The organism is Streptomyces sp. Y309 (assembly GCF_056712025.1).
The window spans coordinates 4,316,708-4,330,117 of sequence record NZ_CM160048.1 but is presented as its reverse complement, the minus strand read 5'-3'; the positions used below and the strand labels follow the sequence as shown (position 1 = coordinate 4,330,117).

At 70.3% G+C, this 13,410-nt stretch carries 10 protein-coding genes; 3 read left to right on the top strand and 7 right to left on the bottom strand.

The window, feature by feature from the left end; translation table 11 throughout:
* Complete coding sequence (locus AC0KTA_RS17210) at positions 1-1,203, top strand: MarP family serine protease (protein WP_481055997.1); 1,203 nt, start codon at positions 1-3, stop codon at positions 1,201-1,203.
* A gap of 89 nt (positions 1,204-1,292) precedes the next feature.
* Here AC0KTA_RS17210 and AC0KTA_RS17205 read toward each other — a convergent pair whose 3' ends face one another.
* From AC0KTA_RS17205 to AC0KTA_RS17180, 6 genes are all read right to left on the bottom strand, one after another.
* Positions 1,293-1,490 carry a hypothetical protein gene (locus AC0KTA_RS17205; protein ID WP_481055996.1) on the bottom strand — a complete coding sequence of 66 codons (198 nt, stop codon included), beginning with the start codon at positions 1,488-1,490 and terminating at the stop codon, positions 1,293-1,295.
* Between the two features lie 298 nt (positions 1,491-1,788).
* Positions 1,789-2,739, bottom strand: a complete 951-nt coding sequence (locus AC0KTA_RS17200) for an alpha/beta fold hydrolase (protein ID WP_481055995.1) — start codon at positions 2,737-2,739, stop codon at positions 1,789-1,791.
* Positions 2,736-3,233, bottom strand: coding sequence for a phage holin family protein (locus AC0KTA_RS17195; protein WP_481055994.1), 498 nt, complete (start codon positions 3,231-3,233; stop codon positions 2,736-2,738). Before AC0KTA_RS17195 ends, AC0KTA_RS17200 begins: the two co-directional genes overlap by 4 nt.
* A gap of 44 nt (positions 3,234-3,277) precedes the next feature.
* Complete coding sequence (gene nhaA, locus AC0KTA_RS17190; protein ID WP_481055993.1) at positions 3,278-4,675, bottom strand: Na+/H+ antiporter NhaA; 1,398 nt, start codon at positions 4,673-4,675, stop codon at positions 3,278-3,280.
* Between the two features lie 204 nt (positions 4,676-4,879).
* Positions 4,880-6,838: an acetate--CoA ligase gene (gene acs / locus AC0KTA_RS17185; protein WP_481055992.1), complete on the bottom strand. Its 1,959-nt coding sequence runs from the start codon at positions 6,836-6,838 to the stop codon at positions 4,880-4,882.
* Between the two features lie 91 nt (positions 6,839-6,929).
* A complete protein-coding gene (locus tag AC0KTA_RS17180) occupies positions 6,930-9,470 on the bottom strand; it encodes a bifunctional SulP family inorganic anion transporter/carbonic anhydrase (protein WP_481055991.1) in 2,541 nt (846 codons plus the stop codon).
* Positions 9,471-9,767: 297 nt separating this feature from the next.
* On the opposite strand from AC0KTA_RS17180, the gene AC0KTA_RS17175 reads away from it, so the two are divergent.
* Positions 9,768-11,063, top strand: a complete 1,296-nt coding sequence (locus AC0KTA_RS17175; RefSeq protein ID WP_481055990.1) for a polysaccharide deacetylase family protein — start codon at positions 9,768-9,770, stop codon at positions 11,061-11,063.
* On the opposite strand, the gene AC0KTA_RS17170 is transcribed toward AC0KTA_RS17175, so the two are convergent.
* Positions 11,064-12,047: an ATP-binding protein gene (locus AC0KTA_RS17170; RefSeq protein WP_481055989.1), complete on the bottom strand. Its 984-nt coding sequence runs from the start codon at positions 12,045-12,047 to the stop codon at positions 11,064-11,066.
* A gap of 122 nt (positions 12,048-12,169) precedes the next feature.
* Between AC0KTA_RS17170 and AC0KTA_RS17165 the strand changes: the two genes are divergently transcribed.
* Positions 12,170-12,985, top strand: a complete 816-nt coding sequence (locus AC0KTA_RS17165) for a Fic family protein (RefSeq protein ID WP_481055988.1) — start codon at positions 12,170-12,172, stop codon at positions 12,983-12,985.
* Positions 12,986-13,410: the final 425 nt, after the last annotated feature.

Below are 13,410 nucleotides of genomic sequence, written 5' to 3'. Positions count from 1 at the left end.
GTGAACCTGCTGGACATCCTGCTGCTGCTCGCCGCCGTATGGTTCGCGATCGTCGGCTACCGCCAGGGTTTCGTCGTCGGCATCCTCTCCGTGATCGGCTTCCTCGGCGGCGGCCTCGTCGCCGTATATCTGCTGCCGGTCGTGTGGGACGCCATGACCGACGAGGGCGACAAGGTCAGCACGACCGCGGCCGTCATCGCCGTGGTCGTCGTGATCGTCTGCGCCTCGGTCGGCCAGGCCTTCACCACCCACCTGGGCAACAAGCTGCGCCGGTACATCACCTGGCAGCCCGCCAGAGCCCTGGACGCCACCGGCGGTGCGCTGGTCAACGTCGTCGCCATGCTGCTCGTGGCCTGGCTGATCGGCTCCCTCCTCGCGGGCACGACGCTGCCGACCCTCGGCAAGGAGGTCCGCAACTCCAAGGTGCTGCTCGGTGTCGACCGCGCCCTGCCGGGCCAGGCCGACACCTGGTTCACGGACTTCTCCTCGGTCCTTGCGCGCAACGGCTTCCCACAGGTCTTCAGCCCCTTCTCGGACGAGCCCATCAAGGACGTCCAGCCCCCGGACCCCAAGCTCGCGGGCAGCAGGGTCGCCGCCACCGCCAAGCGCTCCATCGTGAAGGTCAGCGGCGACGCGCACAGTTGCGGCAAGGCCCTCGAGGGCACCGGCTTCGTGTTCGCCCCGCGCCGCGTCATGACGAACGCGCACGTGGTCGGCGGCGTCGACGAGCCCAAGGTGCAGATAGGGGGCGAGGCCGAGAAGTACGACGCGAAGGTCGTGCTCTACGACTGGAAGCGCGACATCGCCGTACTCGACGTACCGACCCTGCGCGCCCCCGCGCTGCAGTTCACCCCCACGGACGCGGAGAGCGGCAACGGCGCGATCGTGGCGGGCTTCCCCGAGGACGGCCCCTACGACGTGCGCTCCGCGCGCGTGCGCGGCCGCATCACGGCCAACGGCCCGGACATCTACCACCGGGGCACGGTCCGCCGCGATGTGTACTCGCTGTACGCCACGGTCCGCCAGGGCAATTCCGGCGGCCCACTGCTCACCCCGGACGGCAAGGTCTACGGCGTGGTGTTCGCCAAGTCGCTCGACGACCCGGACACCGGGTACGCGCTGACCGCGGACGAGGTGCGCGAGGACATCGAGCGCGGCCGCACCGCCAACCAGGAGGTCGACAGCCAGGGGTGTGCGCTCTAGAGCCCGCTCTAAAAAGCCCGCTCTAGAGCGTCCGTTCTAGAAAACCCAGGGGTATGCGCCGTAGCGAGCGAGCCGCGGGACGGGGCGGGTCAGTCGCGGGTGTGCCGCAGCCGGGCGGACATCCAGCGGGCCCTGCGGCGCAGGATGCGAGGGATGCCGATCGCCTCGGCGGAAGCCGGGCCTCCGGGGTGTCCCGGATCGTGCGGGCCGCCCCTCTCGTGGCCGTTCACCACGGTGGCCGTCCGGCGCTTGCGTGCTACGTCACTGTAGTCGTGCGTCCAGCCCATACCCGGACGTCTGCCCGTGCCTCAAGGTCGGTAACCGCGCCCAAGGGCCCCAATTGGCCTATGCGGCAGGCAATTGGCGTTCGTAGGACAGTAGTTCCCCGCAGGGAGGACGAACGTCCCTCATAGGGGCGGCGAAAGTTCCCCGCGCGGGGTGACGAACTGCTCTACCGGTCCGGCTCGGAGTCCTGCAGCCAGTTCACCAGCTCCGCCGAGAACGCCACCGGATCCTCCTCGTGCGGACTGTGTCTTCCCGGGGGATAACCCCCGGACCCCCAGCCGCTTCCCGCCGACCGGCGACTTACCGGTCCGGCTCGGAGTCCTGCAGCCAGTTCACCAGCTCCGCCGAGAACGCCACCGGATCCTCCTCGTGCGGGAAGTGTCCGAGCCCGTCGAACAGCCGCCAGCGGTAGGGCGCTTCGACGTACTCGCCGGAGCCGGCCGCGCTGCGCGTGCGCAGGACCGGGTCCAGGGAGCCGTGCAGATGCAGCGTCGGCACCCGCACCGGCCGCTTCATGCGCCGGTTGAACTGGATCCCGTCGGGCCGCGCCAGGGACCGCACCATCCAGCGGTAGGGCTCGATCGAGCAGTGCGCCGTCGAGGGGATGCACATGGCGCGGCGGTACGTCTCCACGGCCTCGTCGTCCGGAAGCCGCGGCCCGGACCAGTCCCGCACGAGCCGCCCCACCAGCGCCCCGTCGTCCGCGACGAGCTGCCGCTCGGGCAGCCACGGCCGCTGGAAGCCCCACACGTACGCCCCGGCCGCCGTCTGCTTGCGGTCCCGCAGCATCGCCGCGCGCCAGCGCCGCGGGTGCGGCATCGAGGAGACGGCGAGGCGGCGCACCAGCTTGGGCCGCATCACGGCGGCCGTCCACGCCAGGTAGCCGCCCAGGTCGTGCCCGACGAGCGCGGCGTCGGGCTCGCCGAGGGAACGTACGACACCCGTGATGTCCAGGGCGAGGTTCGCCGGGTCGTAGCCGCGGGGCGTGCGGTCGCTGCCGCCCACCCCCCGCAGGTCCATCGCCACCGCGCGGAAGCCCGCGTCGGCGAGCGCGACGAGCTGGTGCCGCCACGTCCACCAGAACTGCGGGAAGCCGTGCAGGAGCAGCACCAGCGGGCCTTCGCCCAGCTCCGCGATGTGGAAGCGGGCGCCGTTGGCGGCGACGTCCCGGTGCGTCCAGGGGCCCTCGATCCGTACGGTCGCGGGCGGCGGCGTCTGCGATGGCTGAGAGGAAGCGGCGGGGTCCGTCATGAAGACGAGCGTGCCACAGCCTTGGGCCGCTCACCGGACTCCAGCTCAAGGGCACCCGAGGGGCCCACGGGGCGCGGGTGCGGCTTGACGTTCGACAGGACGGCGGCGGTCTCCTTGGCGGCGGCCGCGGCCTTCTGCGGGCTCTTGCCCTTCGCGGCCTTCTTGGCGAAGATCACGCCGATCAGCGCGAGCAGGCCCGCCACCAGGACGTTCGCGGCGAAGGACAGCACGAAGCAGATCGCCAGGTTCCAGTCGCTCCACGTGCGGATGCCGTACGCCAGGGCGAAGCTCAGCATCGGCAGCGAGAAGATGAGCACGGCGATGGCCGCGATGAACGCGGCGCTGCCGATCGCACCGCGCTTGACGTCCTGCGTCAGCTGGGCCTTGACCAGCGCGATCTCGTCGTGCACCAGCTCCGACATCTCTTTGCTCGCCGCGGAGACGAGCTGGCCGAGGCTGCGTTCGGTGCCGACGGGACCGTCGGGTGCGCTCATCGCTTGTTCCTCATTTCTCTGACTGTGCGGAACTTCTGGTCAGATCATGCCGGACCGTCGCCGCTGTCGCTCGGTCCGGCCGACAGTTGCGCAAGTCTGCGGTGCTCGGCGGCCTTCTTCTCGTAGATCTCCGCCATCCGCAGGTGGTAGTCCGGGTTGTCCTGTTCGTAGACGTCCGGGATGCCGTCGAGGTCCTCGTCGCGCTCCTCGTCCTCGCACAGCTTGCGGTACTTGACGTTGCGTACCTTCAGCAGGATGCCGGAGACGACGGCCGCTATCAGCGAGCCGATCAGCACGGCGGCCTTGACCTCGTCGGTGAGCAACGGGTCCTCGCTGAAGGCGAGTTCCCCGATGAGCAGGGAGACGGTGAAGCCGATGCCGGCGAGCGAGGCGACCGCGAACACGTCCGGCCAGGCCAGGTCGTCGTTCAGCTCGGCCTTGGTGAAGCGGGCCGCGAGCCAGGTGCCGCCGAAGATGCCGACGGCCTTGCCGACGACGAGGCCGAGCACCACGCCGAGGGTCTCCGGCTTGGTGAAGACGTCGCCGACCGCCCCGCCGGAGATGGCGACACCGGCGCTGAACAGCGCGAACAGCGGCACGGCGAGCCCCGCTGAGAGGGGACGTACCAGATGCTCGATGTGCTCACCGGGGGAGTGCGGCTCGCCCTCCTCCTTGTGGCAGCGCAGCATCAGGCCCATGGCGACACCGGCGATGGTGGCGTGGACGCCGCTGTTGTACATCAGGCCCCAGATGGCCAGGGCCAGCGGAAGGTAGATGTACCAGCCGCGTACGCCCTTGCGGAGCAGCAGCCAGAAGACCGCGAGACCGAGGATCGCGCCGCCGAGCGCCGCGAAGTTCAGGTCGTTGGTGAAGAAGATCGCGATGATGATGATCGCGAAGAGGTCGTCGACGACGGCGAGCGTCAGCAGGAAGGCGCGCAGGGCCGACGGAAGCGAGGTGCCGATGACCGCGAGGACCGCGAGTGCGAAGGCGATGTCGGTCGCGGTCGGCACGGCCCAGCCGGCCTTCGAGCCGTCGCCGAGGACGTTCACCAGCGTGTAGACGAGCGCCGGTGCGGCCATGCCGCAGATCGCGGCGATCACGGGCAGCGCGGCGGCCTTGGGATCGCGCAGATCGCCGGCGACGAGTTCTCGCTTGAGCTCGATGCCGGCGACGAAGAAGAAGATCGCGAGCAGCCCGTCGGCCGCCCAGTGCTGTATGGAGAGGTCGAGGCCGAGCGAAGCGGGCCCGATGTGGAAGTCCCTGACGCTCTCGTAGCTCTCCTTGATCGGGGTGTTCGCCCAGATCAGTGCCGCGATGGCGGCGACGAGGAGCAGTACGCCACCGACGGTCTCGGCCCGCAGTGCGTCAGCGACGAAATTGCGCTCGGGCAGGGAGAGGCGCCCGAAGGCCTTGCGGTTGTTGTTGGTGGGCGCGGCCACGAGAGTCGACCTCCGGTCGGTAGGCAGGGCAGAGCACATGCCGACCAGACTTCCCGGCGCACCTATGTACTTCTTGTCGCGTTGTTGACGTTGATCCTTAGCTTACCTAATCGTGCGCCTGGGCTTATCCGGCGAATGTCACCCTAAACACAAAAGGGGCACTCGGCGCAGGTGGCGCCGAGTGCCCCGAGGTGTGGCAGGTGACTAGTCCTCGCTGGGCGCCGCCGGGAGCTTGGACTGGATCAGATCCATCACGGACGAGTCCGTGAGCGTGGTCACGTCACCGAGCTGGCGGTTCTCCGCGACGTCCCGCAGGAGTCGCCGCATGATCTTCCCGGAGCGGGTCTTCGGCAACTCGGCCACGGGCAGGATCCGCTTCGGCTTGGCGATGGGCCCGAGCGTCTTGCCCACGTGCTCGCGAAGGCCGCTCACCAGACCCGCGTCCTCCGCGTTCGCCGTGCCCCGCAGGATCACGAAGGCGACGATGGCCTGTCCCGTGGTCTCGTCGGCGGCGCCCACGACCGCGGCCTCGGCGACGGACGGGTGCGACACGAGCGCCGACTCGACCTCCGTGGTCGAGATGTTGTGCCCGGAGACGAGCATGACGTCGTCCACCCGGCCGAGCAGCCAGATGTCACCGTCCTCATCCTTCTTGGCGCCGTCCCCGGCGAAGTACTTGTCCTCGAAGCGCGACCAGTACGTGTCGATGAACCGCTGGTCGTCGCCCCAGATCGTGCGCAGCATGGACGGCCACGGCTCGGTGAGCACGAGATAGCCACCGCCGCCGTTCGGCACCTCGCCCGCTTCGTCGTCCACGACCGTCGCCGCGATCCCGGGCAGCGCACGCTGCGCCGAGCCGGGCTTGGTCTCGGTCACGCCGGGCAGCGGCGAGATCATCATCGCGCCGGTCTCGGTCTGCCACCAGGTGTCCACGATCGGGCACTTGTCGGCGCCGATGTGCTTGCGATACCACATCCACGCCTCGGGGTTGATCGGCTCGCCGACCGAGCCGAGGACGCGCAGAGAGGACAGGTCGAACTTGGCGGGGATGTCGTCGCCCCACTTCATGAACGTACGAATCGCCGTCGGCGCCGTGTACAGGATCGTGACGCCGTACTTCTGCACGATCTCCCAGAACCGGCCCTGGTGCGGGGAGTCCGGGGTGCCTTCGTAGATCACCTGGGTCGCGCCGTTCGCCAGCGGTCCGTACGTGATGTACGAGTGGCCGGTGACCCAGCCGATGTCGGCCGTGCACCAGTAGACGTCGGTCTCCGGCTTGAGGTCGAAGACGGCGTGGTGGGTGTACGACGTCTGGGTCAGATAGCCGCCCGAGGTGTGCAGGATGCCCTTCGGCTTCCCCGTCGTCCCCGACGTATAGAGGATGAACAGCGGCTGCTCGGCCTCGAACGCCTCGGGGGTGTGCTCGGCGGACTGCTTGCCGACGACGTCGTGCCACCACAGGTCGCGGCCCTCGGTCCAGGCCACGTCCTGCTTCGTGCGCTGGACGACGAGCACCTTCTCGACGCCCTGTACGCGGCCGACGGCCTCGTCGACCGCGGGCTTCAGCGCGGACGGCTTGCCCCGGCGATAGCCGCCGTCGGCGGTGATGACGAGCTTGGCGTCGGCGTCCTGGATGCGCGCGGCGATCGCGTCGGCGGAGAAGCCGCCGAAGACCACCGAGTGCGCGGCGCCGATGCGGGCGCACGCCAGCATCGCCACGACCGCCTCGGGGATCATCGGCAGATAGACGGCGACCCGGTCGCCCTTGGTGATCCCCAGCTCCGTCAGGGCGTTGGCCGCGCGGCTCACCTCGTCCTTGAGCTCGGCGTAGGTGATGGCCCGGCTGTCGCCGGGCTCACCCTCGAAGTGGATGGCCACCCGGTCGCCGTGGCCCGCCTCGACGTGGCGGTCCACGCAGTTGTACGCGACGTTCAGCCTGCCGTCCTTGAACCACTTGGCGAACGGCGGGTTCGACCAGTCGAGCGTCTCGGTCGGTTCGGTGGCCCAGGTCAGCCGGCGGGCCTGCGCGGCCCAGAAGCCGAGCCTGTCAGCCTTGGCCTGCTCATACGCCTCCGCCGTGACATTGGCGTGCGCCGCCAGCTCGGCGGGTGGCGCGAACCTGCGCTCCTCACGAAGCAGGTTGGCCAGGCTTTCGTTACTCACGACATCTCCCTTTCCCAGGGTGTCCGTTGTGTCCCAGGCCGCAGCTCATCAGACACCCTGCCCCGGTGACAAGGGCTTGCCGAAAATTGGTTTAGACCTCTACCGGGCGGGCGGGGGTGACCTGGCTGAACACCTCGTCGGGTGCCTGCCCCGCGGGCGCCGTCCCACCCCCTTCCGCACCTCCTTCCGCGCTCTCGGCCAGCAGATACGCCTGCGCCTCGCCCACGTGGAAGTACATCCCGTGCAGTTCGAGCGAGCCCTCGGCGAGCCGCCGTGCGACGGCCTCGTGGGCCCGCAGGTGCTCCAACTGCTGCACGACGTTGGTGAGGCAGAGCTGCTCTACGGCGTCGGCCGGGGCGCGGCCGGCGATGCGGGGCCAGGGCTGGGGGCTTGCTGCCGCCTTGTCGGCGGTGTCGGCGGCGGTGGTCTTGGCGGTGTCGACGGCGGTGTCGACGGCGGTGGTGTTGGCGGTGCCTGTGCTGCCTGTGCTGCCTGTGGTGCCTGTGGTGCCGCCCTTGGCTCCTGCCGCGCGGGTGGTGTCTCCTCCTTCCGCCGCCCTCACGAGGCCTTGCTCGGCCATCCGCTCCAGGCTGGGCAGCGCGTGCCGCAGCCACCGCTTGAGGGGGGTCGGCGCGCCGGTCGGCGGCGTATCGAGCAGCGTCTGCATGGCTCCGCAGCCCGAATGCCCGCACACGGTGATGGACTTGACCTGCAGCACGTCCACCGCGTACTCGATCGCCGCCGCCACCGAGTCGTCTCCGCTCTCGGCGCCGGGCAGCGGCACCAGATTGCCCACGTTGCGCACGACGAAGAGGTCGCCCGGTCCGCTGGACGTGATCATCGACGTGACGACGCGGGAGTCGGCGCACGTCAGGAAGAGCTGCACGGGGCGCTGGCCCTCGCGCGCGAGCCGGGCCAGCTCACCGCGCAGGCGCGGCGCCGTGTGCTGCTGGAACGCGCTGATGCCCTTGGCCAGTTGGTGCTGCTCGCGGCCGTCGACCCGGGGGGTCTCCTGGGGGGTGTCGCACTGGTGGTTGCGCCACGGCGTCCAGGGGCGACAGCCGCAGTGCGCCGTGGCCGCGGGTTCGGTGATGCGCTGTCCGCCGCGGCCGGTGACCTCGGCGCTGCCACCGTGCGCGGCATGCGCGTCCAGCCAGTTGTTCAGCGTTTCGTACGCCGCGTGGTCCATGAAGGAGCCGTCCAGCTCCACGATCGCGTGCGCCCGCTGCGGGATGTGGTGCAGGCAGCGGCTGAGCCGGGGCACCGCGAGGAACGTCAACTGCCCGCGCACATGCACGTGATGGACGCCTTCGGAGTCCTCCTCGCAGGTGATCCGGGTGCGGGCGAGGCGGTGCAGGGCGACGGCCACGGCGACGGCGACACCGAGGGCCACGCCCTCCAGGACGCCGAGGAACACCACGGCCACCGTGGTCGCCGCGTACACGAGCACTTCGCGGTGGCGGGTGACCGTGCGGATGTGGTTGAGGCTGACCATCTGGACGCCGACGGCCATGACGAGTGCGGCCAGGGCGGCCAGCGGGATCAGGTCGAGCACGGGGACGAGGAGCAGCGCGGCGGCGACGACCCACAGGCCGTGCAGCGTCGTGGAGTTGCGGCTGACGGCGCCCGCCTGGACGTTGGCCGCGCTGCGCACCGCGACGCCGGTGACGGGCAGTCCGCCGAGCGCTCCGGAGACCATGTTCGCCGCGCCCTGGCCGCGCAGCTCCCGGTCGAGGTCCGCGCGCGGGATGGTCACCCGCGGCTCCTTGCGGGCGGTGGTCAGCTTGTCCACGGCGACGGCGGAGAGCAGCGACTCGACGCTGGCGACGAGCGTGATGGTGAGGACGGCGGCCGTGATGCCGAGGACGGGGCCTTCCGGCAGGCCCGGCAGGGCGTGGTGCGACCACGACGGCAGGTCGACCCGGGGCAGCCGGAGCCCCGCCGCCGACGCCACGGTCGTGGCCACGGCGACGGCGGCGAGCGCGGCGGGGAGCGTGCGCAGCGCGCGCCCGATCCGCCCGGGGACGCGGGGCCACAGCAGGAGCACCGCCAGGGTCAGCACGCTCATGGACAGCGCGGCCGGGTGCAGGTCGGCCAACTGGGCGGGGAGCGCACCGAGGTTGGCGGTCACGGAGCTCTGCGGGGTGCCGCCGAGCACGATGTGCAGTTGGGCGACGGCGATGGTGACGCCGATGCCGGCGAGCATGCCGTGTACGACGGCCGGGCTGACGGCGAGTGCCGTGCGCGCCACGCGCAGGCAGCCGAGGCCGACTTGGGCGAGGCCGGCGAGGACGGTGATGGCGCAGGTCGTCCGCCATCCGTACCGCTGGATGAGGTCGGCGGTGACGACTGTGAGGCCGGCGGCGGGGCCGCTGACCTGGAGCGGGGCGCCGCCGAGGCGGCCGACGACGAGTCCGCCGACGGCGGCGGCGACCAGGCCCGCCTGGAGCGGCGCGCCGGTGGCGAGGGCGATGCCGAGGGACAGCGGCAGGGCGATCAGGAAGACGGCGACGGACGCGGACACGTCGGCGCCGGCGATGCGGAATCTCTTGCGCGGCGGCGGCGCGTGGGGCTGCTGGGCGCGTGGGCCGTGAGCCGAGTCGTTGTCGCTGGTGGGGACGCAAGCAGTCATGTTTCCCGTCTCCTCCGGGGCAGCGCGGTCGCGTAACGAGGGGTCCCCCGGCGGGCGCCGGAGGGCGGGTCGCGGCCGTGGGTCACGGCGTTGCAGCGGCGGGATGTGCCAACTCTCGGTAAACGAACAGTAATCCTGAGTAAAGCTCGTGTCAGGACCTTCCCGGCAAATGGGGCAAGTGATCACTCCAATGAGTGAATAAAAATGCTTATCGGCTTGTCGTAATACGTCTCCCGTGCCGCCATGCGAAGTTGCTGCCGTTCTGTCCGACTTGCAACGGAAGAAGGTGGGCGGAAGATGGCCGCCAACCCAAGGACTGGGGCGGGGACGCGGCGGACGGCCGCCGGCCTCGCCGCACTCATGGTCTGCACGGCGGCCCTGGCCGGGTGTGCCGACGACGACTCACCGGGCGCCAAAGGCGGCGCGCACGGGGCGAAGAAGCCGGCCGGTGCTCCGGCGCCCAAGGCGGCAGTCCGCATGATCGGGGACGGCTCGACCGCGTTCACCGGTCAGCAGCCGCTTCTGCCCAGACCCGAGCGCCTCAGACCGGGCCAGAAACCCCCGCAGTTCGTGGTGTTCTCCTGGGACGGCGCGGGCGAGGACGGCCAGAAGCTGTTCTCGCACTTCCGCAAGGTCGCCAAGCGGAACGACGCCACGATGACGTACTTCCTCAGCGGCGTGTACATGCTTCCCGAGGAGAAGCGCCGGCTCTACAAGCCGCCGCAGCACCTGGAGGGCAGCTCGGACATCGGCTTCAACGACCGCCAGGGAATCAAGGACACCGTGGACCAGCTCCGCGGCGCCTGGCTCGAGGGCAACGAGATCGGCACCCACTTCAACGGCCACTTCTGCGGCACGGGCCGGGGCGTCGGCGAGTGGTCGGTCGACGACTGGAAGAGCGAGATCAGCCAGGCCAAGTCCTTTGTGAAGGCCTGGAAGACCAACACGGGTCTGAAGAAGGCGGCGCCCCTGCCCTTCGACTACGACCGGGAACTCATCGGCGCCCGCACCCCCTGCCTCGAAGGCCGCACCAACTTCATGCGCGCGGCCCGCGAACTCGGCTTCCGCTACGACACCAGCGGCGTGAACAACCAGCTCTGGCCCAAGAAGAAGGAGGGCCTGTGGGACCTGTCGATGCAGCTCGTACCCGTCCCGGGCCGCGGCTTCGAGACGCTCACCATGGACTACAACTTCATGGTGAACCAGTCAGGTTCGACCTCCCAGGGCGACCCGGACCAGCACGAGTACTGGGGCGACCAGATGCGTGACGGCCTGCTCCAGGGCTTCAGGCGCGCCTACCACGGCAACCGCGCCCCCCTGATCATCGGGAACCACTTCGAGTCGTGGAACGGCGGCACGTACATGCGCGCCATCGAGGAGACCATCGAGCGGGTCTGCACCAAGCGCGAGGTGCGCTGCGTGTCCTTCCGGCAACTCGCCGACTGGCTGGACGCGCAGGACCCGCAGGTCCTCGACAAGCTGACCCGGCTCGGCGTCGGCCAGGCCCCGAAGGAGGGCTGGCGCCCCTACCTGTCCGCCAGGCCCGCCCCGGCGCCCAGGGGAGTCCCGGGCGCGGAGCCGGCCAAGCAGTGATCAGGCCGTAGCGGCGGCCGGGCACTCACGCAGGACGAAGTCGGGGTCGACCTGGGCGGCCAGGTCGACCCCGGTCCGCTCGTTGCCCCAGCTCTGCGCGTTCTTCAGGTGGAAATGGACCATCTGACGGGTGTAGCGCTCCCAGTCGCGGCTGTCGTACGTGGCGTCGGCCGCCGCCTGGAGCGACTTCAGGGCGAGGTGGTTGCCCTCCTCCAGGAGCGCGAACCGGGGTGGACGGCCCTTCTCCATGGAGCGCACCCAGTCGGAGTGCCCGACGGTCACCAGGAGGTCGTCGCCGACCTGCTCACGCAGGAAGTCGATGTCGTCCTGGCCCTGCACCTTGTTGCCCACGACCTTGAGGGCGACGCCGAAGTCGCGTGCGTATTCCTTGTATTGGCGATAGACGGAGACCCCCTTCCGGGTCGGCTCGGCGACGAGGAACGTCATGTCGAAGCGGGTGAACATCCCGGAGGCGAAGGAGTCCGAGCCCGCGGTCATGTCGACCACCGCGTACTCGTCGCGGCCGTCGACCAGGTGGTTCAGGAGCAGTTCGACCGCTCCCGTCTTGGAGTGGTAGCAGGCGACACCGAGGTCGGCTTCGGTGAACGGCCCTGTGACCATCAAACGCACGGCGCCGCCGTCGAGTTCCACGGCTCGCGCACACGTCTCGTACACCGGGTTGTCCTCGCAGACCCGCAGCAGCCGCGAGCCCTCGCCGGGCGGAGTCGTCTTGATCATCGAGTCGGCGCCGGCGATGCGCGGGTTGGTGCCGCGCAGATAGTCCTTGATCAGTGGCAGCCGCCCGCCCATCGCGGGCAGCTCGGCGGCCTGTTCCTCGTCGAGGCCGAGCGCGGCGCCCAGGTGCTGATTGATGTCGGCGTCCACCGCGATGACCGGCGCGCCGTCGGCGGCGAGGTGTCGGATGAAGAGCGAGGACAGCGTGGTCTTCCCGCTGCCGCCCTTCCCCACGAAAGCGATCTTCATGTTCATGTAGCGTAGCCGCGCCCTCTTTCCCGGGGTGCTGTTCGGCAGAAGAGAGCGCCGGTTCGCGTGAAGAAGACCACTCCTTCGTGGCGGGTGCGCCGGTGGTGCGTAGGGTCGTACTCATGAGTACGAAAGCCGATCCGCTGCAGGCGCTGGGGGCACTGCCCGGCGTCGCCGAATCCGTGGACTCTGTCCGCAAGGCCGTCGACCGGGTCTACGGCCACCGGATCATGCGGCGCCGCAGCAATGAGGTCACCGCCGAGGCGGCGCTGCGCGGTGCGCGCGGGTCCGCGGCGCTGTCCGGCGCCGAGTGGGCCCTGGAGGAGGTCCGCAGGCGCAGCGACTTCGGCGGCGAGGGCGACGCGCGCGTGATGGGTGCCGCGCTGCGGCTGACCGCGGAGTCGGGGCAGCTCCTGAGCATCTGGCGGCAGTCGCCGCTGCGGGTCCTGGCGCGGCTGCACCTGGTCGCCGCCGCGGACGCCGACGAGGCCGCGGGCCGGCCCCGGCTCGCGGGCGAGCCGGTCGACGAGCCCTTGATCGAGCTGGAGTTGCCGGACGCGGAGGAGGTGGCGGGGCGCCTGGAGGGGCTTTCGCAGCTCGTCATCGCGGGCAGCTCGGCGCCGGCCTTGGTGACGGCGGCCGTGGTGCACGGCGAGTTGGCGGCCCTGCGGCCCTTCGGCTCGTACAACGGTCTGGTGGCGCGCGCGGCCGAGCGCATCGTCCTGGTGGGCAGCGGCCTCGACCCGAAGTCCATCTGCCCGGCAGAGGCGGGCCACGCGGAGCTGGGGCGTGCGGCCTACGCGGGCGCCCTGGAGGGGTACGCGTCCGGCACGCCGGAGGGCATGGCCGCCTGGATCGCTCACTGCGGCAGGGCGGTTGAGCTGGGCGCCAGGGAGTCGACGGCGGTGTGCGAGGCGCTGCAGCGCGGCGCGGCGTGAGGGGCGCGGCGTGAGGGGCGCGGCGTGAGGGGCGCGGCGTGAGGGGCGCGGCGTGAGGGGCGCGGCCTGTTGACGCGGCCTGCGTGCGGGGCGCGGCCTGGGTGAAGGGCCCTGAACAGGGTTGCGGCGGTACGAGAATTCGTACCGCCGCTGGCATGTTCACCGGGTTACCAAGCGTCCTCGAATATTTTGCCCATCAGGTCGGGAACTTTGCCCGTCACCTGGTGCGGCTGGCCCGTAATCGACGGGTCGACGTCGCGTGGGTGCCCAATGTTCATGCTCGGTCCGTGGGGCCAATCATTGCGGTTAAAGGTAATCCTCTCGGATGTCCTTGGTCTCGCGGGCCGTTGACTCCTTTGTACTCCTGTCCGGGGGTGAGCGAAACCCCTGGCCGTACTTCTTTACTTTTAGGTTCAAACAAGGGT